Annotated in this window: 24 protein-coding genes; 11 read left to right on the forward strand and 13 right to left on the reverse strand. The window is 72.7% G+C overall.

The genetic code is table 11. The features are described from left to right. Nucleotides 1-13: 13 nt before the first annotated feature. Nucleotides 14-655 (reverse strand): class I SAM-dependent methyltransferase, encoded by a 642-nt coding sequence (locus ACZ3HQ_RS07820; protein ID WP_467508814.1) that lies wholly within the window; start codon nucleotides 653-655, stop codon nucleotides 14-16. A 110-nt stretch (nucleotides 656-765) separates the two neighbouring features. Between ACZ3HQ_RS07820 and ACZ3HQ_RS07825 the strand changes: the two genes are divergently transcribed. The 7 genes from ACZ3HQ_RS07825 (at nucleotide 766) to ACZ3HQ_RS07855 (ending at nucleotide 7382) form a co-directional block, all read left to right on the forward strand. Then, nucleotides 766-1218 carry a flavodoxin family protein gene (locus ACZ3HQ_RS07825; RefSeq protein WP_467508815.1) on the forward strand — a complete coding sequence of 151 codons (453 nt, stop codon included), beginning with the start codon at nucleotides 766-768 and terminating at the stop codon, nucleotides 1216-1218. Between the two features lie 213 nt (nucleotides 1219-1431). Next, nucleotides 1432-3516, forward strand: coding sequence for an acetoacetate decarboxylase family protein (locus ACZ3HQ_RS07830; protein WP_467508816.1), 2085 nt, complete (start codon nucleotides 1432-1434; stop codon nucleotides 3514-3516). Nucleotides 3517-3538: 22 nt separating this feature from the next. Beyond that, complete coding sequence (locus ACZ3HQ_RS07835) at nucleotides 3539-3856, forward strand: hypothetical protein (protein WP_467508817.1); 318 nt, start codon at nucleotides 3539-3541, stop codon at nucleotides 3854-3856. A 110-nt stretch (nucleotides 3857-3966) separates the two neighbouring features. Continuing rightward, complete coding sequence (locus ACZ3HQ_RS07840; RefSeq protein ID WP_467508818.1) at nucleotides 3967-5220, forward strand: beta-ketoacyl-[acyl-carrier-protein] synthase family protein; 1254 nt, start codon at nucleotides 3967-3969, stop codon at nucleotides 5218-5220. Between the two features lie 52 nt (nucleotides 5221-5272). Further along, complete coding sequence (locus ACZ3HQ_RS07845) at nucleotides 5273-6262, forward strand: acyl-CoA desaturase (protein ID WP_467508819.1); 990 nt, start codon at nucleotides 5273-5275, stop codon at nucleotides 6260-6262. A 56-nt stretch (nucleotides 6263-6318) separates the two neighbouring features. Further along, nucleotides 6319-6816 (forward strand): hypothetical protein, encoded by a 498-nt coding sequence (locus ACZ3HQ_RS07850; RefSeq protein WP_467508820.1) that lies wholly within the window; start codon nucleotides 6319-6321, stop codon nucleotides 6814-6816. A 95-nt stretch (nucleotides 6817-6911) separates the two neighbouring features. Further along, on the forward strand, nucleotides 6912-7382 hold the full coding sequence (locus ACZ3HQ_RS07855) for an SPW repeat protein (RefSeq protein WP_467508821.1): 471 nt from the start codon (nucleotides 6912-6914) through the stop codon (nucleotides 7380-7382). A 93-nt stretch (nucleotides 7383-7475) separates the two neighbouring features. Here the strand turns inward: ACZ3HQ_RS07855 and ACZ3HQ_RS07860 are convergent, their stop codons facing one another. The 3 genes from ACZ3HQ_RS07860 to ACZ3HQ_RS07870 are packed head-to-tail and all read right to left on the reverse strand — an operon-like array spanning nucleotide 7476 to nucleotide 9368. Beyond that, nucleotides 7476-7892: an arsenate reductase ArsC gene (locus ACZ3HQ_RS07860; RefSeq protein ID WP_467508822.1), complete on the reverse strand. Its 417-nt coding sequence runs from the start codon at nucleotides 7890-7892 to the stop codon at nucleotides 7476-7478. After that, on the reverse strand, nucleotides 7885-8988 hold the full coding sequence (gene arsB, locus ACZ3HQ_RS07865; protein ID WP_467508823.1) for an ACR3 family arsenite efflux transporter: 1104 nt from the start codon (nucleotides 8986-8988) through the stop codon (nucleotides 7885-7887). The genes ACZ3HQ_RS07860 and arsB overlap by 8 nt, the downstream gene beginning before the upstream one ends. Next, nucleotides 8985-9368 carry an ArsR/SmtB family transcription factor gene (locus ACZ3HQ_RS07870; RefSeq protein ID WP_467508824.1) on the reverse strand — a complete coding sequence of 128 codons (384 nt, stop codon included), beginning with the start codon at nucleotides 9366-9368 and terminating at the stop codon, nucleotides 8985-8987. The genes arsB and ACZ3HQ_RS07870 overlap by 4 nt, the downstream gene beginning before the upstream one ends. An 80-nt stretch (nucleotides 9369-9448) precedes the next feature. Here ACZ3HQ_RS07870 and ACZ3HQ_RS07875 point away from each other — a divergent pair, with 80 nt between their 5' ends. After that, nucleotides 9449-9892, forward strand: coding sequence for an ArsI/CadI family heavy metal resistance metalloenzyme (locus tag ACZ3HQ_RS07875; RefSeq protein ID WP_467508825.1), 444 nt, complete (start codon nucleotides 9449-9451; stop codon nucleotides 9890-9892). A gap of 52 nt (nucleotides 9893-9944) precedes the next feature. Here the strand turns inward: ACZ3HQ_RS07875 and ACZ3HQ_RS07880 are convergent, their stop codons facing one another. From ACZ3HQ_RS07880 to ACZ3HQ_RS07910, 7 genes are all read right to left on the reverse strand, one after another. Beyond that, on the reverse strand, nucleotides 9945-10934 hold the full coding sequence (locus tag ACZ3HQ_RS07880) for an aldo/keto reductase (protein WP_467508826.1): 990 nt from the start codon (nucleotides 10932-10934) through the stop codon (nucleotides 9945-9947). 159 nt (nucleotides 10935-11093) lie between these two features. Beyond that, nucleotides 11094-12320 (reverse strand): cytochrome P450 family protein, encoded by a 1227-nt coding sequence (locus tag ACZ3HQ_RS07885; RefSeq protein ID WP_467508827.1) that lies wholly within the window; start codon nucleotides 12318-12320, stop codon nucleotides 11094-11096. Then, nucleotides 12317-13537 carry a cytochrome P450 gene (locus ACZ3HQ_RS07890; RefSeq protein ID WP_467508828.1) on the reverse strand — a complete coding sequence of 407 codons (1221 nt, stop codon included), beginning with the start codon at nucleotides 13535-13537 and terminating at the stop codon, nucleotides 12317-12319. The genes ACZ3HQ_RS07885 and ACZ3HQ_RS07890 overlap by 4 nt, the downstream gene beginning before the upstream one ends. Next, the gene (locus tag ACZ3HQ_RS07895; RefSeq protein WP_467509062.1) at nucleotides 13537-14118 is read right to left on the reverse strand and encodes a GTP-binding protein; all 582 of its coding nucleotides are present in this window, start codon (nucleotides 14116-14118) and stop codon (nucleotides 13537-13539) included. The genes ACZ3HQ_RS07890 and ACZ3HQ_RS07895 overlap by 1 nt, the downstream gene beginning before the upstream one ends. Nucleotides 14119-14131: 13 nt before the next feature. Beyond that, nucleotides 14132-14479 (reverse strand): DUF742 domain-containing protein, encoded by a 348-nt coding sequence (locus ACZ3HQ_RS07900; RefSeq protein WP_467508829.1) that lies wholly within the window; start codon nucleotides 14477-14479, stop codon nucleotides 14132-14134. Continuing rightward, entirely contained in the window at nucleotides 14476-14883 is a 408-nt protein-coding gene (locus ACZ3HQ_RS07905) for a roadblock/LC7 domain-containing protein (RefSeq protein ID WP_467508830.1), read from the reverse strand. The genes ACZ3HQ_RS07900 and ACZ3HQ_RS07905 overlap by 4 nt, the downstream gene beginning before the upstream one ends. Next, the gene (locus ACZ3HQ_RS07910) at nucleotides 14880-16391 is read right to left on the reverse strand and encodes an ATP-binding protein (RefSeq protein WP_467508831.1); all 1512 of its coding nucleotides are present in this window, start codon (nucleotides 16389-16391) and stop codon (nucleotides 14880-14882) included. The genes ACZ3HQ_RS07905 and ACZ3HQ_RS07910 overlap by 4 nt, the downstream gene beginning before the upstream one ends. Before the next feature lie 282 nt (nucleotides 16392-16673). On the opposite strand from ACZ3HQ_RS07910, the gene ACZ3HQ_RS07915 reads away from it, so the two are divergent. Both ACZ3HQ_RS07915 and ACZ3HQ_RS07920 read left to right on the forward strand, forming a co-directional pair. Next, nucleotides 16674-17528 (forward strand): hypothetical protein, encoded by an 855-nt coding sequence (locus ACZ3HQ_RS07915; protein WP_467508832.1) that lies wholly within the window; start codon nucleotides 16674-16676, stop codon nucleotides 17526-17528. A gap of 76 nt (nucleotides 17529-17604) precedes the next feature. Beyond that, the gene (locus ACZ3HQ_RS07920) at nucleotides 17605-20979 is read left to right on the forward strand and encodes a pyruvate carboxylase (protein ID WP_467508833.1); all 3375 of its coding nucleotides are present in this window, start codon (nucleotides 17605-17607) and stop codon (nucleotides 20977-20979) included. 63 nt (nucleotides 20980-21042) lie between these two features. Here ACZ3HQ_RS07920 and ACZ3HQ_RS07925 read toward each other — a convergent pair whose 3' ends face one another. Both ACZ3HQ_RS07925 and ACZ3HQ_RS07930 read right to left on the reverse strand, forming a co-directional pair. Continuing rightward, nucleotides 21043-21492: a hypothetical protein gene (locus tag ACZ3HQ_RS07925; RefSeq protein WP_467508834.1), complete on the reverse strand. Its 450-nt coding sequence runs from the start codon at nucleotides 21490-21492 to the stop codon at nucleotides 21043-21045. Nucleotides 21493-21745: 253 nt separating this feature from the next. Next, nucleotides 21746-22966, reverse strand: a complete 1221-nt coding sequence (locus ACZ3HQ_RS07930; RefSeq protein ID WP_467508835.1) for a carbohydrate-binding protein — start codon at nucleotides 22964-22966, stop codon at nucleotides 21746-21748. Nucleotides 22967-23254: 288 nt separating this feature from the next. Between ACZ3HQ_RS07930 and ACZ3HQ_RS07935 the strand changes: the two genes are divergently transcribed. Then, on the forward strand, nucleotides 23255-24346 hold the full coding sequence (locus ACZ3HQ_RS07935) for a GNAT family N-acetyltransferase (protein ID WP_467508836.1): 1092 nt from the start codon (nucleotides 23255-23257) through the stop codon (nucleotides 24344-24346). Nucleotides 24347-24445: the final 99 nt, after the last annotated feature.

Here is a 24445-nt window from a genome sequence, read left to right on the forward strand (position 1 = left end):
AGGGACCGGGGGTTCAGTGCGCCGTACGCCGGCAGTACAGGAAGAGATGTGGCTCCGGCCCGGCGTCGGCGTGGGCCGGTACGAAGGTGGCGTGCGCCTCGGACAGCACGGAGAACCCGGCGTCCGTGGCGAGCCGGGCGAAGTCGTCCGGGGAGAAGCTGCTCACCCGCACCGGCTGCCCCATGAACTCGGTCTCCGCGTCCGCCACGTCCACCGGCACCGTGGCGAGCACCGCGAGACCGCCCGGCCGCAGCGCCCGCGCCAGCGAGGTGAGGACGTCCCGCTGTTCGTCGCGGGACATCTGGAGCAGCGAGAAGTACACGCAGAGCGCTTCGAACGACCCTTCCTCCAGGTCCAGTTCACGGATGTCGGCCACCTGGAACTCGGCGTCCGGCACCTGGCGCTCGGCCAGCTCGACCATCACCGGCGACACGTCGACACCCAGCACCCGGTGCCCGGCCCGCGCGAGCGCCTCCGCGGTGGGCCGGCCGGTGCCGCTGCCCACGTCCAGCACCCGGCTGCCCGGCATCAGATGGTCCACCAGCCAGCTCAGCGAGGCCAGATGCGGCCCGGAGGCGGCGAACGCCTGCTCATAGGCGATGCCCAGCGTGTCGAACACGACCGCCGCCGGTGCCCGCTGCTCTTCCTCTGCCAAGACGGCTCCTCTCCACGTTCCCTACCGGTGCCCGGCATCATCGCAGCCACACCCGCGCTTCGGGCAGCCCTGTTTGCGGACCGTGGTGCGGGCAGGGCAGGGTGCGGGGCGTGCCCACCTTGCTGATCGTCCACCACACGCCGTCGCCGAACTGCCAGGAACTGTTCGAGGCCGTCGTCTCCGGGGCCACCGCGCCCGAGATCGAGGGGGTCCGCGTGATCCGGCGGGCCGCCCTCGCAGCGACCGCCTCCGACGTGCTGGCCGCCGACGGCTACCTCCTCGGCACCCCGGCCAACCTCGGCTACATGTCCGGCGCCCTCAAGCATTTCTTCGACCAGATCTACTACCCGTGCCTGGACGACACCCGGGGCCGCCCCTTCGGGTTCTGGGTGCACGGCGGCAACGACGTGACCGGCGCCGTCCGCGCGATCGAGACCGTCACCACCGGCCTGGGCTGGCGCCGCGCCGCCGAGCCGGTCACCGTCACCGGCGCGCCGGGCAGGGCCGACACCGAGGCGTGCTGGGAACTCGGCGCCGTCCTCGCGGCGGGCCTGGCCGGCTGACGCGGGGGTCGCCCGTTCGGCGGCGCCCGCGCACACCCCTCGCGGTCCCCGCCCCGCCCGGCGCCGGACCGGAAAGTCGCTGGTCCCTACACCCGGTACCGGCCGGACGAAGGTGCGGGCGCGGGACCCCTGGCCGACGATGGGCACGAGGCCGCATCCCGCCGGACGCGGTCGCATCCCGTCGTACGTCGTCTGAAATCGAGGGAGCCTCGGATGCGAGCGGACGGCCACGCACCCGGACGGCCCGCGCCCGGCGGGCAGGACGCCGACCAGCGCACCACCGAGCGACTCCTGCGCGACGGCGCCCGCGAGGTCGCCGAGGTCGCCGAGGGCGTACGCGCCGTCGCCGAACGCACCGCGGGCGCGCTGCTCGCCCCACCCCACAAGCGGGCCGCCCGCCACCCCCGTACCGGACTCACCGCCCGCTGGGCGCTGCTGCGCACCCTGACGGACCCGCGCGGCCTGGGCGCCCCCGCCGGGGCGGCCCGCAGAAGAATCGCGCGGCTGCTCGGCGCCCGCCGGGGCGGGGAGCCGCTGGCCGCGCTGATGGCCGTCACCTCGCTGCGGCTGCGCATCGCCGCCGTGCTCGCCGGCCACCCCGAACTGGCCCGCGACCCCGGCATGCGCCGCCTCACCGAGGCCCTCGGGACCAGGGGCGACCGCGAGGCCGTGCGCGCCCTGCACACCCTCTTCCAGGACCCCGGCGCCCAGCGCGCCCTCGCCGCGCTGACCCCCGTACTGGACGAACTCCTGCGTGTGCGCGCCCTGTTGGACGCCGAGCCGCCCGCTCCCGCAGAACCGGAGACCGCAGGGGGCCAGCGCACCGCCGAGGCCGTCGGCCTCACCGGCCGGGAGAAGCAGACCCTCGCCACCGAGGGCTCACTCCTCGGCTTCCTCCGCAACATCGACACCCTCGCCCCCGAGGGCCGCGTCCTCATCCAGAACGTGCGCGGGCCCGACGGAGTCGTCCGGTACGTCGTCCAGGCGCCCGGCACCAGCTCCGGGCGCCCCCGGCACGGCTCCCCGCACGATGTCGTCGGCGCCTGGCGGGAGCAGCTCACCGCCGACTCGCCGTACACCCGCGCGCTCCGGCCCGCCATCGAGGAGCACGGCATCCCGCGCGGCGCCGAACTCGCCCTGATCGGGCACGGCGAGGGAGGTACCGCACTGCTCAACCTCGCGCGGGACGCCGGGTTCTGCCGCGCCTACCGGCTCACCCACGTCATCGCGGTCGGCGCGCCGGACCCCGCCGGACGCCCCGCCGACCCCCGCACGTGGGTCGGCCACGTCACCAACGAGCACGACCTCGTCCCGGCAGCCGCCCCCGCCGACCCCCACCCGAACCGGTACGACGCCCGCTACACCGGGCCGACCCGCGCCTTCCCCGAGTCCCACCTGCTGCGCGAGTACATCGGCCATCTGCGCACCGTCGCGCCCGAGGCCCGCGCACACCTCGACGAGGCCCTCGCGCCGTACCGGGGGCCCGTCGTGCGCAGCCAGGCGTACCAGCTCAAGGACCCGGCGCGGCCGCCCGAGGGCCACCCCTTCCTCACCCTGCCGACCTCCTCGGTGCCGACGACCACCGGCCCGGTCGGCGTGCCCGTGCGCTACCAGGACAGCGCCGCCGCCCACCTCTGCTTCCCGGTCGACACCGAGGCGGTACGGGCCCTGCTGCCCGACGTGCCCTGGATACGGCCCAGCGGGATCGGCCGGCGCACCCTCGCCGTGCTCTCGCTGTACGAGCACCGCTGCTCCACCCTCGGCCCGTACACCGAGATCGCGCTGTCCGTGCCGGTGGACGACCTGTGGCGGCCCCACCCGGCCGACTTCGCCACCGACCTGCTGCGCCGCGCCGACCTGCGCCGCACCGGCCGTCATGTCCTCTCCCTCGCCGTCACCACCGAGGAGGCCCGCGTGGCCGCGCGTGAGCTGTGGGGACTGCCCGCGATACGCGCCGCCGCCGAGGTCCATCTCACCGGCCCCCGGCTCCGGCTCAGCGCGCCCGGTCTCGGCATCGCCGTCCTCGGCCGCCTCGGACCCGGAGTGCGCTGCCCCGAGCCGGACTGGGCGCTGTACGGGCGGCGCGGCGACAGCACCGTACGCACCGCGATCCGTACCTCCGGGCGACCCCGGCTGCACGCCGGGGCGGGGGTGCGGCTGCGGCTGGACACCGCCGCCGCCGAACCCATGGCCGGGCAGTTGCGCAGGCTCGGCATCGACACCGCCCGGCCGCTGTTCGTCGTGGCCTGCCCGCAGTTCATGGTCCACCGCGCCGCGGGTGCCGTCCTGCCGCGCTGAACCTCCGCCACCGGGAGCCGTCATGGTGAGCCACTCCACGCCCGCCCACCCGATCGCCGCCGAACTCCTCGACCGCATCACCCAGTTGCGCACCGACGCCGACCTGATGGACGGCTACGCCCGCCGTCTCCTCGCCACCGCCGCCGCCCTGAACGGCCGGGTCGCCGCCCCGGAGTGGGGCAGACCCACCCTCGCCCGCCAGGCCGCCGCCTGCCGCACCACCGCCCGCCAACTCCGCCTCGCCGCCGAGGCGTTGCTCAGCCAGAGCGGTCCCGGCCGGTCCCGGCCCCGCCGCCGGGCGGCCGCGCCCGCCGCGCTCCCGGCCACCGGCCGGAAATGACGCGGTACGTCAAGGACGTTGGGGCATCCGGGTGGTAGCCCGTGGCGTCCTGGGCCGAACGGGTCGTGGCGGGCGGGGGAGTACCCGGAGGGTCCGGATAATCACCGCTCATGCAGCTCGTGAACGCAGGTCAAGCGACCCGGCGCGCCCCCGTGGCCGTCACCGGACTCGGACTGGTCACCCCAGCCGGCGTCGGACAGGCGGCCGCCTGGGAGGGGCTGTGCGCCGGGACCTCCACGGCCACCGCCGACCCCGGACTCGACGGCCTGCCCGTGGCGTTCTCCTGCCAGGTGCCCGACCTGGACGCACCCCGGCTGCTCGGCCACCGGCTCAGCCGCCGCCTGGACCGCTTCACCACCTTCGCGCTGCTCGCCGCCCGTGAGGCGGTCGCCGACGCCGGACTCACCCCCGGCGACTGGGACGGCCCGCGCATCGGCATCGTCATGGGCGTCGGCACCGGCTCGATGCAGGGCTGGCAGGGCGAGTTCGACCGGCTCGCCGCCCGCGTCCCCGACCGGGTCTCCCCGCTCGCCCTGCCGCGCAGCGTGCCCAACATGGCCGCCGCCGAGATCGCCCTCGACCTCGGCGCCACCGGGCCCAACCTGGTGGTGAGCACCGCCTGCGCCTCCGGCACCAGCGCCATCGGCCTCGCCCGCGACCTGCTGCTCTCCGGCGCCTGCGACCTCGTTCTCGCCGGTGGCAGCGAGTCCGCCCGGCTGCCGATGACCGCCGCCTGCTTCGCCCAGATGCGCGCCCTGTCCCGCCGCGCCGACGCCCCGCACGAGGCGTCCCGTCCCTTCGACCGCGACCGCGACGGCTTCGTCCTCGGGGAGGGCGCCGCCGTCCTCGTCCTGGAACGCACCGCCGACGCCCGCGCCCGCGCCGCCCGGCCCACCGCCCTGGTCGCCGGGTACGGCGCCTCCTGCGACGCGCACCACTTCACCTCCCCGCACCCCGACGGCGACGGCGCCGCCCGCGCCATCCGCAGCGCCCTCTTCGACGCGGGGCTCGCCCCCGAGGACGTCGACCACGTCAACGCGCACGGCACCGCCACCCCGCAGGGCGACCTCGCCGAGCACAACGCCCTCCACCAGGTCTTCCACCGCCCGCCCCCGGTCACCGCCGTCAAGGGCGCCATCGGCCACGCGATCGGCGGCGCCGGTGCCATCGAGGCCGCCTGCACCGCGCTCACCCTGCGCCACCAGCTCATCCCGCCCACCGCCAACCTGCACACTCAGGACCCGGCCATCGACCTCGACGTCGTCGCCAAGTCCCCCCGTGCCACGCCGATGCGTGCCGCCATCAGCAGCTCCTTCGGCTTCGGCGGCCAGAACGCCGTACTGGCTCTCACCGCCGCCGAGTAGCCACCCCCGTCGGGCCCACCCGGCGCCCGAGCCCAGCCGAAAGGTCCCGCCCGTGCCGGAAGTCCCGGAAGCGCCGCAGATCCCGGACGCCGTACCGCCCCTCGGCCGGACGTGGTCCTGGCCGAACGGCGAGCAGATCCTCATCGGGGTCTTCGTCGCCGTCCCCTTCCTCGCGCTCCTCGCCGCCGTCCCGCTGGCCTGGCGCAACGGGCTCAGCCCCGCCGACGTCGTGCTCGCCGCCGTGTTCTACCTGGTCAGCGGGCTCGGCATCACGGTCGGGTTCCACCGGTACTTCACCCACGGCTCGTTCAAGGCGCGCCGCCCGCTGCGGATCGCGCTCGCCGTCGCCGGAAGCCTCGCCGTGCAGGGGCCGCTGTTCACCTGGGTCGCCGACCACCGCAAGCACCACCGGTACTCCGACCGCGACGGCGACCCGCACTCGCCCTGGCGGTACGGCCGCACGCCGGGCGCGCTCGCCAAGGGCATGTTCCACGCCCACCTCGGCTGGCTCTTCGACACCGACCACGCCTCTACGGCCCAGTACGCGCCCGACCTGGAACGGGACCCGGCGCTGCGGCTGATCTCGCGGGGCTTCGGGGCCTTCGTGGTGCTCTCGCTGGCGCTGCCCGCGCTGTTCGGGCTGCTGATCACCGGGACCTGGGCGGGCGCGGCGACGGCGTTCTTCTGGGCCGGGCTGGTGCGGATCTGCCTGGTGCACCACGTGACCTGGTCCATCAACTCCATCTGCCACGCGGCCGGTTCACATCCGTTCCGCAGCCGGGACCGCTCCGGCAACGTGTGGTGGCTGGCCCCGCTGTCGTTCGGCGAGTCCTGGCACAACCTCCACCACGCGGACCCGACCAGCGCCCGGCACGGTGTCCTCACCGGGCAACTGGACGCCAGCGCCCGGCTGATCCGCTGGTTCGAGGGCCTCGGCTGGGCCTACGACGTGCGCTGGCCCGACGCCGGCCGGGTGCGGGCGCGACGCAGTGCGGCCAAAGCGCCGGAATCGGGAACCGGGGCGCGAGAATTGCGCTCTTAGGCACCGTCAACGACCGGGATCGGCCCGGTCGCGTGGAATACGGGGAATCGAGACACATGTCCATCCGCATTCGTACGACTCCGCTGACCGTCGTCGCCCTCGCCGGGGGCCTCGCCCTGGCCGCCGTCACCCCGGCGCTCGCCGGAACCACCACCGCCCCGGCCCGGCCCGCCGCCGCGACCTCCGTCCAGGGCGACCCGCGCAACGTCACCCAGCGGGTCACCGACTTCTACGGTGCCTACATCGACGCCGTCTGGGACACCGAGGACCCGGCGAGCGGCGCCGGCGCCAAGGCGCTGCGCGACTTCTACCTCTCCGCCTCCGCCCGTAAGAAGGTCGCCGCCTGGGAGAGGAAGAACCACGCCGACGGCATCCTCTTCGCCCAGAACGTGCCCGTGAAGTGGAAGGTCGCCTACACCGGCTCCGGGATGGGCCACGCCACCAGTAGGGTCACCCTGACCTGGAGCGACGGCAAGCACCCGGAGGTCACCCGGATCGACGTCCAGTCCGACCTCACGACGCGCAAGATCACGGATCTCAAACCGGCGGAGTGAGTCCCGTTTCCCCGGGTGTGCGGCGTTTTCGGGGGGTACTCGGGTCGTGTCAAATCCACATAAAGACGTGGAGCTCCTACTCAGGAGGCGTGATCATGACGGAACGAACGCACACCTCGATGGAGACGCACCCGGACGTCCTGGAGATGCGGGAGCGCTTCGTGCTCGCGGAGCGGGCCGCCGCGACGCAGCAGGGACAGGCCGTCGAGGCGATGGCCCTGATCACGGGGCTGTACATGGCGGCCTCCCCGTGGATCGCGGGTTTCAACGGCTTCACCACCCTCGCGGTGAACAACCTGATCGCGGGCGTCGCCTACGCCCTGCTGATGAGCGGCTTCGGCCACGCCTACGAGCGCACCCACGCCCGCGCCTGGGCCGCCGCCCTCATCAGCATCTGGATGATCATCTCCCCCTGGGTGGTCGCGGGCAATGTCAGCACCACCCGCACGATCATCAGCAACGTCGTGGCCGGAGCGGTGGGTCTGTGCCTCGCCCTGATGGCAACCGCGGCGAACCGTGCCGGCGGACGCCGGGGCAACCGGGCGGCCGCGATGATGGGCCGCTAGGAGAACACACCGGCCGGGACTCGTCCGAGTACGGGTCCCGGCCGGGCGCCGTCGGGCGCTGCGGAGCGGCTATGGGGTCTCAGCGGGGGCACTTCACCGCGTAGGCCGGATGCCGAGTTCGCCGAGCAGACCGCGGATGCGTCGCTCGATGTCGTCGCGGATGGGACGGACCGCGGCGACGCCTCGGCCGGCGGGGTCGTCGAGGGTCCAGTCGAGATACCGCTTGCCGGGGAAGACCGGGCAGGCGTCGCCACAGCCCATGGTGATGACGACGTCCGAGGCGCGCACGGCGTCGGTGGTCAGCATCTTCGGGGTCTGCGCGGAGAGATCGATGCCGACCTCGGCCATCGCCTCGACGACGGCGGGGTTGACCGCGTCGGCGGGGGCGGAGCCGGCGGACCGGACCTCGACGCGGTCCCCCGCGAGATGGGTGAGGAAGGCGGCGGCCATCTGCGAGCGTCCGGCGTTGTGGACGCACACGAACAGGACGGAGGGCTTGGTCTCAGGCACGGACGGTGTCCTTCGGGGCGGGAGTGGCGGCGGTGCCGGGCTGGGGAAAGCGATCGCGGACGGCGAGGGCGACATGGACCAGGCCGATGAGGACGGGGACCTCGATGAGGGGGCCGACCACGCCGGCGAGGGCCTGACCGCTGGTGGCGCCGAACGTGGCGATGGCTACGGCGATGGCCAGTTCGAAATTGTTGCCGGCGGCCGTGAAGGCGAGGGTGGTGGCCTTCGGGTAGTCCAGGCCGACGGCTCGTCCCAGTCCCATCGACCCGGCCCACATCAGCGCGAAGTACACCAGCAGCGGCAGCGCGATGCGGGCGACGTCCAAGGGCCGGGAGGTGATGGCGTCACCCTGGAGGGCGAACAGGACGACGATGGTGAACAGCAGCCCGTACAGGGCGAACGGTCCGAGCCGGGGCAGGAATCGTGCCTCGTACCAGGTGCGGCCCCTGGCCCTCTCGCCCAGGCGGCGGGTGAGGAACCCGGCGAGCAGCGGGATGCCCAGGAAGATGAGCACCGAGCGGGCGATCTCCCACGCCGACACGTCCAGTGCGGTCTGCTCCAGGCCGAGCCATCCGGGCAGGACGGTGAGGTAGAACCAGCCCAGCACGCCGAAGGCGAGCACCTGGAAGACCGCGTTGAGAGCGACCAGGACGGCGGCGGCCTCGCGGTCGCCGCAGGCCAGGTCGTTCCAGATGACGACCATGGCGATGCAGCGGGCCAGCCCGACGACGATCAGCCCGGTGCGGTACTCGGGCAGGTCGGGCAGGAACAGCCAGGCCAGCGCGAACATCAGGGCCGGCCCCACGATCCAGTTGAGGACCAGGGAGGGCACGAGCAGGCGCCGGTCGCGGGTGACGGCGTCCAGGCGGTCGTAGCGGACCTTGGCCAGGACGGGGTACATCATCACCAGCAGGCCGAGCGCGATGGGCAGGGAGACGCCGGTGACGGTGACCTTCGCCAGGCCGTCGCCGAGGCCCGGTACGAGGCGGCCGAGTCCCAGGCCGGCGGCCATCGCGGCGATGATCCACACCGCGAGGTAGCGGTCCAGGAAGGACAACCGCACGGCGGGCACGGCGGGTCGGGGCTGCACGCTCACGAGGCGGCCCCGGCGGGCGGCTGAGCGCCGGGGCGGGTGAGGATCGCCGCGAGACGGTCGGTCATCTCCGGCAGCAGGCGGTAGTACACCCACGTCCCGCGCCGCTCGGAGTCGATGAGGCCGGCCTGCTTGAGCAGCTTGAGGTGGTGGGAGATCGTCGGCTGCGACAGGTCGAACGACGGGGTCAGGTCACAGACGCACACCTCGCCGCCAGCGCGGGAGGCGATCATCGACAGCAGTCGCAGCCGTACCGGGTCGCCCAGTGCCTTGAACACCGTGGCCAGCGTGTCGGCCTGGTCCTCGTCCAGCGGTGCGGTGAGCAGGCCGGGGCAGCACTCCCCGGCGCTCCGGCCGAGCACCACAAGCTCTTGTTTCGACATGCTTCTATGTTGACGTTTTTCGATTCAAGGCGCAAGGTTGCATCGACAGACATCGATACAGCCTGATCGGGGAGACCGGTATGTCCCGTGTTCAGCTCGCCCTCAACGTCGCCGACCTCGAAGCCTCGGTGACCTTCTACTCCAAGCTCTTCGGAGTGGAACCCGCCAAGCGCCGCCCCGGCTACGCCAACTTCGCCCTCACCGAGCCCCCGCTCAAGCTCGTCCTCATCGAAGGCGAACCCGGCCAGGACACCCGCCTGGACCACCTCGGCGTCGAGGTCCCCACCACCGACGAGGTCAGCGCCACGACCACCCGCCTCAAGAACGCCGGACTCGCCACCTTCGAGGAGGCCGACACCTCCTGCTGCTACGCCCTCCAGGACAAGGTCTGGGTCCACGGCCCCGGCAAGGAACCGTGGGAGGTCTACGTCGTCAAGGCCGACACCGACGACCTCACCAAGAGCGCCGACACGGCACCGGAGGCGTGCTGCGGCACCACCTCCGGTGCCTCCCTCGGCGAGTAGGCCGACCCGAGCAGACGGGTGGGCCGACCCCGGCCTCGGGCCGGCGCGTGCGTCAGCGGTTCACCGCTCGCATCCCCGCCTCGTCGTAGCGTTCGCCCGAGACCTCGGGCAACTCGGCGTCGATGGCGGAGAGTTCCTCGGGGGTGAGGGTGATGTCGACGGCGGCGGCGTTCTGTTCGAGGTAGGAGCGGCGCTTGGTGCCGGGGATGGGGACGATGTGCTCGCCCTGGGCCAGGACCCAGGCCAGGGCGAGCTGGGCCGGGGTGACGCCCTTCTTCTCGGCGATCTCCTTGACCTTGGCCGCCAGGCGCAGGTTGGCCTTCAGGTGCTGGTCGGTGAAGCGGGGGCTGCTGCGCCGGTAGTCGTTCTCGTCCAGCTCGTCGGGGGAGGAGAACCGGCCGGCGAGGAAGCCCCGGCCCAGCGGCGAGTAGGCGACGAAGCCGATGCCCAGCTCGCGGCAGGTCGGCAGCACCTCCGCCTCCACGTCCCGTGACCACAGCGAGTACTCGCTCTGCACGGCCGTGATCGGGTGCACCGCGTTGCCCCGGCGCAGCGTCTCCGCGCTCGCCTCGCTCAGCCCGATGTGCCCGATCTTGCCCTCGGCGACCAGCTCGGCCAGCGCGCCGACCGTCTCCTCGATCGGCACGTTCGGGTCGACCCGGTGCTGGTAGTACAGGTCGATGTGGTCGGTGCCGAGCCGCTGGAGCGAGCCCTCCACCGAGGCCCGGACATGCTCGGCCGAGCCGTCCTGGCGGCCCACGCTGGACATGTCGCCCGGTACCGCGTCGTCCATCCGGTAGTTGAACTTGGTGGCCAGGACGTACTGGTCACGGTGGCCCCGGATCGCCTCGCCGACCAGGGACTCGTTGGTCAGCGGCCCGTACATCTGGGCCGTGTCCAGGAAGTCGATGCCCAGCTCGCGGGCGCGCCGGATGGTCTCCACGCCCTCGTCCTGGTCGGCCGTTCCATAGAAGGCCGACATTCCCATACAACCCAGGCCGATCGCGGAGACTCGCAGGTCACGCAGGCTGCGCTGTCGCATGTGGGATTCCAACCTTTCGCACGCGCTCGATCGTCCGCAAGGACGACTTGGGCCCCTTCATCCATCTAGCGACGGATCTGGCCGCCCGGCATCCCGTGAGGGACGCCGGGCGGCCGGAGCGCTTGCGACGTTACGAGCTGAAGCGCGCTCGAAGTCAAGTCACCCGTTCAGGCGGACCGGAAGCTCGAACAGGTCGTTCTGGGTGACCACCGGCTTGTGGCGCAGCTCGGCCGCCGGGACCGCCAGGTCCAGGTGCGGGAAACGGGCGTACAGCGCGGGCAGCGCGACCCCCGCCTCCAGTCGGGACAGCGCCGCGCCCGGACAGACGTGCGGGCCGTGGCCGAAGGAGATGTGCCGGTTCCTGGTCTCCCGCGTGATGTCGAACTCCCCGGCGCTCGGCCCGTGCGCCTCCTCGTCCCGGCCGAGCGCGCCGTACGACACGATCAGCGCGTCCCCGGCCGGGATGACGCGGTCGCCGACCGGTACGTCCTCGGTGGCGAAGCGGATCAGCACGTGCGAGGTCGGGGTGGACCAGCGCAGCGTCTCCTCGACCACCGCCGACCAGTCCGCCTGCCCGGACAGCACCAGGTCCCGCTGGCCGGGGTGGGTGGAGAGGTTGACGACGGCGTTGACGATCAGCGAGATCGTGGTCTCGTGCCCGGCCGCGATCATCAACTGGAGGGTGGCGACGATCTCCTCGTCGGTGAGGTGGTCGCCGTCCGCCGAGGCGAGGATCAGCGCGCTGGTGAGGTCGTCGCCCGGCTCGGCACGCTTCGCCGCGACGGTCGCCGCCATCATCCCGGCCAGCTCGGTCAGGGTGGCGATGACCTCGGCGGGCGGGGTCTGGGTGGAGAAGAACTTCTCGAACAGCACCTTCAGCCGGGGCAGCAGCGCCTCGTCGATGCCCATCAGCTCGGCCACCACGTACATCGGCAGCGGATAGGCGAAGGCCGCCTTCAGGTCGACCACCCCGCCGTCGGCGGGCAGCGCGTCCAGCAGGTCCTGGGTGAGCTTGCCGATCCGCTCCCGCATCAGCTCCACCCGGCGCGGGGTGAGCGCCTGCGCCACCAGTGTGCGCATCCGGCGGTGGTCCGCGCCGTCCACGGTGAGCATCGAACGGCCCGGATTGGCCAGCCCGATCAGCGGCCAGTCCGCCGGTATCTCGCCGCGCCGCCAGGCGCCCCACACATTGATGTCCTTCACCAGGCGCGGGTCGGTCAGCAGCGCCTTGGCCTCGGCGTGCCGGGTGACGGCCCACACCGGCACCCCGCCGGGCAGCTCCACGGCCGCCAGCGGTCCGGCCGCGCGCAAGGCCGCGCTCTCGCCGTCCAGGTCGGTGACGAAGGGGTCGAGGGCGATACGGGGAATCCCGGTATCGGTGGTCATCGTGACGTGCCTCCCAGGGCAGGGGTCGAAGTGAACCGCACGGGCAGCTCGGTCAGCCCGCGCAGCCAGGGCGAGGGCCGACGGGTGAGGGACCCGGCGGGCACCGCCAGGTCGATGTCCGGCAGCCGGTCGAGGACGACCTCGATGCCGGTGCGCGCGATGACCTCGGCGACCTCCTGCGCCGGGAACGGGCAGCGGTGCTCGCCGTGCCCGAAGGAGAAGTGCGCATTGTTCCCGCCGGTCAGCGCGGAGGCGTCGGTACGCACCTGGGGGTCGGAGTTGGCGCCCTGGAGACCGAGCAGCAGCAGGTCGCCGGCGCGGACCCGGCGCCCGCCGAGGTGGGTGTCGCGCGCGGCCCAGCGGCCCGCCACGTTCTGCGTGGGCGTGTCCTCCCACAGCACCTCGTTCATCGCCTCCGCGACACTGTTGCGGCCGCCGAACAGGGAGGCCGCGAACCGGTCGTCGGTCAGCATCAGCCGCAGCGAGTTGCCGATCCAGTCGGCGGTCGGCTGGTGCCCGGCCGCCATCATCACCATCAGGTCCTGGACGATCTCCTCGGCCGTGAACCCGCTGTCGTCCGCCAGCATCCGCGAGACCACGTCGGCGGCGGGCTGCTCACCGCGCTCCGCGACCAGCCGGGCCATGGAGGAGGCGAGGTGGGACTGGCCGGCCAGCGCCCGCTCCCGGCCGTCGATCATGTCGTTGAGCGCGGTGACCAGCTCCGGCCCCTCGTCGTCCGGGAAGCCGTAGAGGTGCGCGAGGACCCGTACGGGCAGCAGGGACGAGTACTGGGCGACCAGGTCGGCCTCGCCGGAGAGGCAGACGGTGTCGATCAGCTCGTCCGCGAACCGCTCGGCCTGGCGCCTGAGTTCGAAGGGGTCGACCGACTCCAGCGCGTTGCTGATCATCGCCGCGCGCTGCCGGTGCCGTTCCCCGACCGTGTAGAGGATGGAGGGCTGGCGGTGCCCGATCATCGGCAGCAGCGGCCAGTCCTCTGGGATGTTCTCCCACTGGTTCCACAGCTCGGAGTCCCGGCTGAACAGCACCGGATCGCCGGTGACTTGGTGCAGCTCGCGGTAGCCCAGCACCAGCCACGCCGGGATGCCGCCGTCCAGCTCCACCGGGACGACGGAGCCGTGGTTGCGCCGCATCTCCCGGTACAGGCAGGCGGGTTCGGTCTGGAAACGGGGTCCGCCGAGCGGAACGGCCTCGGACATCACACCAGTTCCCCTCTGACCCCGGCGGCCGTGGCGTACCGGGCCTGCACATGGCGGACCAGGGTGATCAGGACCTCCTTGGCCGACTCACGGGACCGCGCGTCGCAGTCGACGAGCGGTACGTCCGGATCGAGATCGAGCGCCTCGCGCACGTCCGCGCCCGCGTGCACCGGGCCGCCGAAGTCGTTGCAGGCCACGATGAACGGCGTGCCGTGGTGCTCCAGGCGGTCGATGGCGTACCAGGAGTCGTCGATGCGCCGGGTGTCGACCAGGACGACCGCGCCGAGCGTGCCGGAGAACAGCCGGTCCCACAGGAACCAGAACCGCTCCTGGCCAGGCGCGCCGAACAGGTACAGCACGTTGTGCGCGTCCAGGGTGATGCGGCCGAAGTCGAAGGCGACGGTGGTGGCCGTCTTGCCGCCCACCTGCGCGATGTCGTCCACCGCCTCGCCCGCCTGCGTCATCGTCTCCTCGGTGTTGAGGGGACGGATCTCGCTGACCGAGCGGACCAGCGTGGTCTTGCCGACGCCGAAGCCGCCCACGACGACGATCTTCAGACCGTTGTCGGCGGAGGCACCCAACGGGGTGCGCGCGTCAGAGATTGCGGAGTCCAACGAGCACCTGCTCCAGGATGTCGGGGTCGGTGATGGCGGGGCGGCGCGGATGGCGGGCGCTGACATGGCCGGTGGCCAGCAGGTCGGACAGCAGCACCTTGGTGATGCTGACGGGCAGGCGCAGCTCGGCGGCGATCTCCACCACCGAGGTGGGGAACTCCGTCAGCCGCAGGATGGCCACGTGCTCGGACTGCATGCCGGTGGCCGCCGCCGACTCGGCGACGATCAGCGTGACCAGGTCCAGCGGGCCGCCGGCGCCGGTCCCGAGCCGTCCCCGGGTGATGGTGTAGAGACGGTCGGGAGCGTCGTCCCTGCCCGGTCGGCTCATGAGGAGCGGGGCGGCGCGGTCAGGTGCTCGCCGAGCTGCTCCACCAGTTCGCTCATCGTGTGGCCGACCACGCCCGGGTCGGCGTCGTCGCTGGTCACCACGGCCAGGTGGGCGCCCTCGCCGGCCTCGACGATGAACAGCACCCCGCCGTAGAACTCGGCCATCGCCGAGCGGACGCCGCCGCTGCCGTCGCCGAACTCCACGGACGCGCCGTGCGACAGCGACTGGATGCCGGCGGCGATGGCGGCGAGCTGGTCCGCCTGGTCGACGGACAACTCCGGGGTACGGCACAGCTTGAGGCCGTCGCGGGAGAGGACGAGCGCGTGCCGGGCGCCCGGAGTCTTCTCCAGCAGGCCCTCGAGGAGCCAGGTGAGCGTGTCGTCCGCGGTGGTCGGGCCGGTCATGAAGTGGTGTCGCCTTCCAGGTGCGTGTGCGGTTCGTTGGGGGGACGGTGGTCAGCGGGGGTGCCGGCCGGGTCACCGTCGCGCGGTTCGCCGGGCCGGGTGTGCGGTGCGTCGCCCCCGGGGGTCGCGCCGGGGCGTACCGCGTTGCGGAAGCTGCTGAAGCGGGCCGCGCGGACCTTGGCCTCGTCGGGACCGGGTGCGGGCCGGTCGGTGCCGCCCGGCGAGGCCGACCGGGACCGCTCGGCCTCGGCCAGCGTCCGGCCCCGACGGCGCTTGGGCAGACCGTCCACCTCCTCGGCGGGCGGCGCGGGGGCCTCGCGCACCGGGGCGGGCGGCGCGGCGGGGCGCTCGGGCGCGGGCGCGGGGGTGACGGGGGCCGCGGGTGCCGGGCTGGTGAGGATCTCCTGCGGTACGAGCATCAGCACACCGGTGCCGCCGCGCGCCGAGGGCCGGAACGACACCTTCAGCCCGTGCTTGCGGGCCAGCCTGCCGACCACCGCGAGCCCGAGCCGGGTACCGGTGAGACCGCCCAGCCCGGAGACGTCACCGCTCACCGCCTTCTCGGCACGCCGCAGTTGGACGTCGCCCATCACCAGGCCGCTGTCCTCCACGGAGACGATGACCCCGGCCGGGACCTCCTCCACGTAGACGTGGACCTCGGCGGTGGGCGGGGAGAAGTTCGTGGCGTTGTCCAGGAGTTCGGCGAGCGCGTGCATGACGCCCTCGGCCGCGTGCCCGGCGACGGCGACCTCGCTGACGGAGTGCACCCGCACCCGGCGGTAGCCGCCGATCCGGCCCATGGCACCGCGCAGGATGGACTCCATGGCGATGGGCCGCGCCCAGCGCCGTCCCGAACGCGCCCCGGTCAGCACGGCGATGGAGTCCGCCAGCCGGCCCGCCTGCGCCGTGCGGTGGTCCAGATGCAGCAGGTCGGCGAGCACGTCCTCGTCGCTGTGCCGCTCCTCCATCGCCCGCAGGTCGGCCAGGGTGGCCGTGGCCAGCGCCTGCATCCGGCCCGCCGTGTTGGAGGTGGCCGACACGGCCGCCGCCCGCTCGCGCCGGGCCTTCTCCAGCTCGCCGGAGAGCCGCAGCACCTCACGGCGCAGCCGCTCCGCCTCCCGCGCGCCCTCCTTCTCGATCCGCGCCTGCTCGGCGCTGAACTCGGCGCGCTGCGCGGCCAGTTCATCGATGAGCCGCTGCTGCTCCCTGCGGGTCTCCTGGACGTCCGAGGTCCGCTGCCGCTCCAGCCGCTCCACATCTGCCAGCGCGCTCTCCAGCCGCAGCCGGGCGCGCCGTGCGGTACCCCGGGCATGGGCGGCCACGGTCACCGCGGCACAGAGCACGACCGCTGCCGAACCCCCGGCCCACAGCAGCGCGTCGCGCGCCGGATGCGGGGCCACCGCCACGACCGCGCCGAGCGCGAGCGCCGACAGGACGGCGGCCGCGGCCAGGGCGAGAGCGGGCGTACGGAGGGCTGGGCGGTCGCCGGGGGGCGTGGGCGCGGTCATCGGTCCGGTCTGGTCCTCGCGGAAATCGGGGGTGGTCGGGAGACGAGAAACGACAAGAAACACCGTCTGGGGTGAACCGGCGGTCACTATACGAGAGTTGATGATCAAAATGGAAAGAAAGCAGCGGCCTTCCATGAAGTGGACGTGCAAACCGTGGCGTTGGCCGTGAACCGGGCGCCGGTCGCGTATCGGCCGAAGCCGTAGATCTTGACTCCCGGTTCCCGGCCCGCTGAACTGTGACCGCCCGTCCCGGCGGGCCATCGGGTGAAGGGGGAGCGGCACGTGGCGGGGGAACCGGGGGCGCGGAGCCTCCTCGTGCGCGCGGCCCGGTTCACCGGGCGCACCCTGCGCGGCGAATGGCACGCCATCGTGGTGGACCCGGTACACCGCCTCGCGCACCGCGGGCTCTCCGGGCTGCTCCTCGCCTTCGTGGCCGCGTCCGGCGTCATCTTCTTCCACGACCTGGCCCAGCACCCCGTAGGCGCCACCTGGGTCCGGCGGCTCGGCGGCGTCACCGCCGACCTCCCCCTCTGGCTCTCCCTGCTGCGCACCCCCGTCTCGCTGTACGTCCCCGCGCTCGACCTGCCGGTGTGGGCGGGCATCACCCAGTTGTTCCTGGCCTTCGCCCTCGCCGAACTCGTCCTCGGCCGCGCCCGCACCCTGGCCATCGCCTACGCCACCACCCTGGCAGGCACCCTCACCGCCCGGCTGATGATCGCGCTGGGCCCCGGATGGTGGGGGTTCGGGCTGCCCGCCGAGTGCGGAACCGTCCTCGACACCGGCCCGTCGGCGGCCGTCGTGGGCCTGTTCACCTATCTGGCCGTGGTCCGGCGCGCCCCCGTGGTTTTCACCCTGACAGGCGGATCGATGGTGTGGGAGTCCGTCGCCGTACCCAACCTCGCCGGGCGCGAGCACCTCGTCGCCGTCTCCGCCGCCCTCGTCCTCGGCCTGCTGCGCGGCCGCCGCCTCCGCCTGCCGTACGCCCGCGCGTCCGGGCCCGCACCGGCGCCGGCGCCCCCTGCCCCGCCCGCACTGCCCGTCCCTGCCCCCCGCGCCTCCGCCGTGATCCCGGCCGACCTGATGCGCGCACGTCAATGTGACGGTTTTCGCACTTCGACCGGGGCGCGCACCCCCTAGTGTTTCCGCGGAGTACGGGGGCAGTACGTGGCTGACACCATGGTGTTCGTCGCCGGCAGGCTGAAGGGAATCCCAGATGTTCCGCAAGGTGCTGGTAGCCAACCGCGGAGAGATCGCCATCCGCGCGTTCCGGGCGGGCTACGAACTCGGCGCGCGCACGGTGGCCGTCTTCCCTCATGAGGACCGCAACTCGCTGCACCGGCTCAAGGCCGACGAGGCGTACGAGATCGGCGAGCCCGGTCACCCCGTCCGCGCCTATCTCTCCGTCGACGAGATCGTGACCGCCGCCCGCCGCGCCGGTGCCGACGCCGTGTACCCCGGCTACGGCTTCCTGTCGGAGAACCCCGACCTGGCCCGCGCCTGCGAGGAGGCCGGGATCACCTTCGTCGGCCCCAGCGCCGACACCCTCGAACTCACCGGCAACAAGGCCAGCGCGGTCGCCGCCGCGCGTGCGGCCGGGGTGCCCGTGCTCGGCTCGTCCGCGCCCTCCAACGACGTGGACGAACTGGTGCGCGCCGCCGACGAGATCGGCTTCCCCGTCTTCGTGAAGGCGGTCGCGGGCGGCGGCGGCCGGGGCATGCGCCGGGTCGAGGAACCCGCCCAGCTCCGCGAGTCCATCGAGGCCGCCTCCCGCGAGGCCGCGTCCGCCTTCGGCGACCCGACCGTCTTCCTGGAGAAGGCCGTCGTGGACCCCCGCCACATCGAGGTCCAGATCCTCGCCGACGGCGAGGGCAACGTGATCCACCTCTACGAGCGCGACTGCTCGCTCCAGCGCCGCCACCAGAAGGTCATCGAGCTGGCGCCCGCCCCCAACCTCGACCCCGAGCTGCGCGACCGGATCTGCGCCGACGCCGTGCGCTTCGCCCGCGAGATCGGCTACCGCAACGCGGGCACCGTGGAGTTCCTCCTCGACCGGGACGGCAACCACGTCTTCATCGAGATGAACCCCCGCATCCAGGTCGAGCACACGGTCACCGAGGAGGTCACCGACGTCGACCTCGTCCAGGCCCAGATGCGCATCGCCGGCGGAGAGACCCTGGCCGACCTCGGCCTCTCCCAGGACCGGATCACCCTGCGCGGCGCGGCCCTCCAGTGCCGGATCACCACCGAGGACCCCGCCAACGGCTTCCGCCCGGACACCGGCCTGATCAGCGCGTACCGCTCGCCCGGCGGCTCCGGCATCCGGCTCGACGGCGGAACCACCCACGCCGGCACCGAGATCAGCGCCCACTTCGACTCCATGCTGGTCAAACTCACCTGCCGGGGACGGGATTTCCCGGCCGCCGTCGGCCGTGCCCGGCGCGCGGTGGCCGAGTTCCGTATCCGGGGCGTGGCCACCAACATCCCCTTCCTGCAAGCCGTGCTGGACGACCCCGACTTCCGCGCCGGACGCGTCACCACCTCGTTCATCGAGGAGCGCCCGCATCTGCTGACGTCCCGTCACTCGGCCGACCGGGGCACCAAGCTGCTCACCTTCCTGGCCGACGTCACCGTCAACAAGCCGCACGGCGAGCGTCCCGAAGTCCTCGACCCCGTCAGCAAGTTGCCCGCGCTCCCGGCGGGCGGGCCCCCGGCGGGCTCCCGGCAGCGCCTGGTCCACCTCGGCCCCGAGGGCTTCGCCCGCGAACTGCGCGAGTCCCCGGCGCTCGGCGTCACCGACACCACCTTCCGCGACGCCCACCAGTCCCTCCTGGCCACCCGGGTACGCACCAAGGACCTGCTCGCGGTCGCCCCCGTCGTCGCCCGCACCCTGCCCGAACTGCTCTCCCTGGAGTGCTGGGGCGGTGCCACCTACGACGTGGCGCTGCGCTTCCTCGCCGAGGACCCGTGGGAGCGGCTGGCCGCCCTGCGCGAGGCGGTGCCCAACATCTGCCTGCAGATGCTGCTGCGCGGCCGCAACACCGTCGGCTACACCCCGTACCCCACCGAGGTCACCGACGCCTTCGTACGGGAAGCGGCCGCCACCGGCGTCGACATCTTCCGCATCTTCGACGCGCTGAACGACGTCGACCAGATGCGGCCCGCCATCGACGCCGTGCGCGAGACCGGCACCGCCGTCGCCGAGGTCGCGCTCTGCTACACCGCCGACCTCAGCGACCCCGCCGAGCGGCTCTACACCCTCGACTACTACCTGAGGCTCGCCGAGCGCATCGTCGAGGCCGGCGCCCATGTCATCGCGATCAAGGACATGGCCGGCCTGCTGCGCGCCCCCGCCGCCGCGAAGCTGGTCACCGCGCTCCGGAGCGAGTTCGGGCTGCCGGTGCATCTGCACACCCACGACACGGCCGGCGGCCAGCTCGCCACCTACCTCGCCGCGATCCAGGCCGGCGTCGACGCGGTGGACGGCGCGGTCGCCTCCATGGCCGGAACGACCTCGCAGCCCTCGCTGTCCGCCCTGGTCGCCGCCACCGACCACTCCGAGCGCCCCACCGGCCTCAGCCTCCACGCCGTCGAGGAGCTGGAGCCGTACTGGGAAGGCGTGCGCAAGGTCTACGCCCCCTTCGAGGCGGGTCTCGCCTCCCCGACCGGCCGGGTCTACCACCACGAGATCCCCGGCGGCCAGCTCTCCAACCTGCGCACCCAGGCCGTCGCGCTCGGCCTCGGCGACCGCTTCGAGGAGATCGAGGCGATGTACGCGGCCGCCGACCGCATCCTGGGCCGCCTGGTCAAGGTCACCCCGTCGTCCAAGGTGGTCGGTGACCTCGCCCTGCACCTGGTCGGCGCGGGCGTCTCGCCGGACGACTTCGAGGCCGACCCCGACCGCTTCGACATCCCGGACTCGGTGATCGGCTTCCTCCGCGGCGAGCTGGGCACCCCGCCCGGCGGCTGGCCGGAGCCGTTCCGTACCAAGGCGCTGCGCGGCCGCGCCGAGGCCAAGCCGGTGCGGGAGCTGTCCGCCGAGGACCGCGAGGGGCTGGAGAAGGACCCGAAGCCCACGCTCAACCGGCTGCTGTTCCCCGGCCCGACCGGCGAGTTCGACACCCACCGCCAGGCGTACGGCGACACCAGCGTCCTGGACAGCAAGTCGTTCTTCTACGGCCTGCGCCCGGCCAAGGAGTACGCCGTCGACCTGGAGCCCGGTGTGCGGCTGCTGATCGAGCTGCAGGCGGTCGGCGAGGCGGACGAGCGCGGCATGCGCACGGTGATGTCGACCCTCAACGGCCAGCTCCGGCCCATCCAGGTCCGCGACCGCTCGGCCGCCACCGACGTCCCCGTGACGGAGAAGGCCGACCGCTCGAAGCCGGGCCACGTGGCGGCGCCGTTCGCCGGGGTGGTGACGCTCGCGGTGGAGGAGGGCGCCGAGGTGGCGGCCGGGGAGACCGTGGCCACCATCGAGGCGATGAAGATGGAGGCGACGATCACCGCGCCGAAGGCGGGCCGGGTGTCCCGGCTGGCGATCAACCGCATCCAGCAGGTGGAGGGCGGAGACCTGCTGGTCGAGCTGGCCTGAGCCGCCCGCGTCCGCTCCGGCCCCCATGCACGGGGGGCCGGAGCGGAGCGCGTACGGGCGGGATCAGCTCCAGAGCGGGTAGACCATGGTCTGCGTGAAGCCCTTCGGGCGCGCGTCGTCGTACGTGACGCTCATCCGGGTGTAGCGCTTGACGTCCGGGTTCTTCTCCCACTGGGCCGGGCGGTCCAGGCGCACGGTCACGTGGTAGGAGCGGAAGACGCCCCTGGCGCAGTACGGGTCGCAGTCGTTGACCATGTTCACACCCTCGGCCACGGCCGACTCCGAGTCCCACTTCACCCACTGGAGCCCGCCGAGCCGGCTGTTGCCGTCGCCGCAGGCCAGGATGAAGTCGGCAGGGCGCACGTTCTTCTTGAACTGGCAGTCGACGAGCACGGGCGCGGTCCGGTGTGGCACGGAGGCCGTCGGCGGGCTGGCCGACGCCGTCGTCATCGCCGCGGTGAGCAGGGCCCCCGCAGCCAGGGTGACCGTCGTTCCCACCAGTGATCCGCGCATGGTCGCTCCCACCTGTCGTGCTGTGTCCGACCGTGTGCCGACGCTACGACCGTTCGCCCGAATGCACCACTCGCGCAGGTGGGAGCGCGGGTCACCCCGTGCTGGACGGTCAGCCCGCAGAACGCGACACGGGCCCCCGCCGGGCCGGATGCGTTCAGCATGCTGAACGCCGAACGCATCCTTGGACGCCGATGACCCGTGAAGCCAAAGGTCCGGTCCAGGCCCGTCAAGAGGCAGGCACGTTCTCATGCGATCAGCACGAGCCCTCGTCCTGCCACGGGCCCCAGTCGGAGCCGTTCGGGGTCTCGTTCTGGGTCCACCACTTGGCCTTCCAGTTGTGGTGGTTGTAGGACGCCTCGTCCCCGGCGACGTACACGGCCGACGAACTCCAGGCGGCCTTGCAGGAGTTGCCGGGGTTCGGGGGCGTCGGGGTCGGGGTGGGTGTGGGGGTCGGGTTCGGCGGGGTGGCGCCGGCGAACTTCACCGAGAACTTGGCGAAGTCCCAGGCGCTCTGGGCCACGCTGGAGCACGTGCCGGACGTACGGCCGCCGTTGTCGGCCGGGGTGCACTGGCGGTCCCGGTTCAGCGACCAGAAGGTGAAGCGGTCCATGTGGTGGCTCGTGGCGAAGTCCAGCACCGTCTGGAAGTCCGCCTGGGAGAAGTACTCCCCGGTGTCGCTGCGGCCGTTCATCCCGGAGAAGCCCTCGTGGGCGTAGGCCGTGGCCTCGTCCCAGCCGAAGGTGGAGCGCAGGACGCCGTTGAAGGCGGCCAGTGCGGCGGTCTGGCTCGCCGCACCGTTGAAGCCGCCGTCGAACGGCATGATGGAGAAGTTGTTCGGGGTGAAGCCCTGGGACTTCGCCTCCAGCAGCATCTGCTTGCCGAACCATCCGGTGCCGTCCGCCGTGCCGGCCGTGGTGACCGAGACGTACAGGCCGGGGTTGTTCTGCTGGAGGATCTTGGCCGCGCCGATCTCGTTGTGGATGGCCGCCGTGTTCTCGTACTCCGGCTCCTCCAGGTCGAAGTCGATGGCGTGCAGGCCGTACTTGGAGATGACCTGCTGGTAGGCCGCCGCCGTGGCCGCCAGGTCGGCGCAGGTCTGGCCCAGCTTGGTGCCGCCGTACCCGCCGATCGAGATGGAGACGTCACCGCCCTTGGACCGGATGGTGTTGATCACGGACTGCACGGCGGTGTCCGAGGAGACCGGCGAGGTGCCGCCCCAAGTGGGCGAGCAGCCACCGCCGTTGGGCGCCAGCACGAATGCGAGCTGGAACGCCTTGAGGCCGGTCGCGTCCATGATGGCGGCCGCGTCCGGCGGGTCGTTGTCCGTCGGCATCAGATACGGGGCCGCCGCGTACCAGCGGTTGTCGAGTGCGCTCGTGGCGCCGGACGCGCTGCCCGCGACCAGTGCCGTCGTGCCGGCCGCGGCCAGCGTGACGGCGGCCGCCGCGCCCAGACATGCCCGAAGTCGTCTCACTGCGAGCCTCCAGAGGGGGTGGGGGATGGGGGAGGGCCAGACTCGTGGACGGCGCCCGGCTTGGTCTAGTCCAATGCGCGTCTTTGGACTGGACCAAACCGTCTCTTTACACGGCGGTAAGTGAACGGCCGCCCTGTGCGGGGGACTTGTCGGACTCGGCGATCTGCGCGGAACCGTGGCGGACCGTCCGTCCGGTGAGGCACCCTGGACGCTGTGCGTACTGTTTCGCCACGTTTGAGCGGCGGTGCGCGAGGGGGAGCGATCACATGAAGGGCGGGGCGAACCACGGTGGAGATCACCATTCACAGACCCGGCGAACTGACCTCCGCGCTGCGCGGGGCCTGGCACCGGGCGATGGACGAGTCACCCGAGTACGCCAACCCCTTCCTCGCACCGGAGTTCGCCATCGGAGTCGGCCGCCATCGCGGCGGCGTACGCGTCGCGGTGCTGCGCGAGGACGGTGAGCCGGTCGGCTTCCTCCCGTTCGAGCGCGGGCCGCTCGGCACCGGACGGGCCATCGGGCTCGGGCTCTCCGACTGCCAGGCGCTCGTGCACCGGCCCGGCGTCACCTGGGACGCCGCCGAACTGCTGCGCGCCTGCGGGCTCAGCATCTTCGAGTTCGACCATCTCGTCCAGGAGCAGCGGCCGTTCGCCCCGCACCTCACCGGCACCTTCGCCTCCCCGGTCATCGACGTGAAGCCCGGCGACGGCACCTACGCCGAGTGGCTGCGTGCAACCTATCCGGGGCTCGCCAAGACGACCCTGAAGAAGGAGCGCCGGCTCGGCCGGGACATCGGCGAGGTGCGCTTCGTCTTCGACGAGCGCGACCCGAACATGCTGCGCACCCTGATGCGCTGGAAGTCGGCCCAGTACCGCCGGACCGGCCGCATGGACCGGTTCTCCCGCCGCTGGATCGTGGACCTGGTGGACCACCTCTTCCACGTCCGCGAGGAGCACTTCACCGGCGTGCTCTCCGTGCTGTACGCGGGTGACCGCCCGGTCGCCGCCCACTTCGGCCCACGCTCCAGCACCGTCCTGGCCGCCTGGTTCACCGCCTACGACCCCGAACTGCACTACTACTCGCCGGGGTTGATGATGCACCTGCGCACCGCCGAGGGCGCCGCCCGCAGCGGGGTGACCCTGGTCGACCTCGGGCGGGGCGACAAGGAGTACAAGGACTGGCTCAAGACCCGCGAGCTCCGCGTCGGCGAGGGCTTCGCGTCCCGCCCCCATCCCGTCTCCGTGGCCCAGCGGGTGTGGCGCCGGCCGGTGCGCGGACTGCGCAACACCGTGCTGGCCCATCCCCAACTGCTGGCGCCGGCGGATCGGTTGCTGAAGACGGTCGGTCAACTGCGCACCCAGGGACGGCCGGGCCGCTGACCTCACCGGGCGGGGCTGTCGGGACCAAAGCACATGGTCCGGACAGCCCCGCCCCCATGTGAACGGCCGCTCCGTGTGAACGCCCTTGTGCGCGAAGGA

The sequence above is a fragment of the Streptomyces sp. NPDC018263 genome, assembly GCF_055562575.1.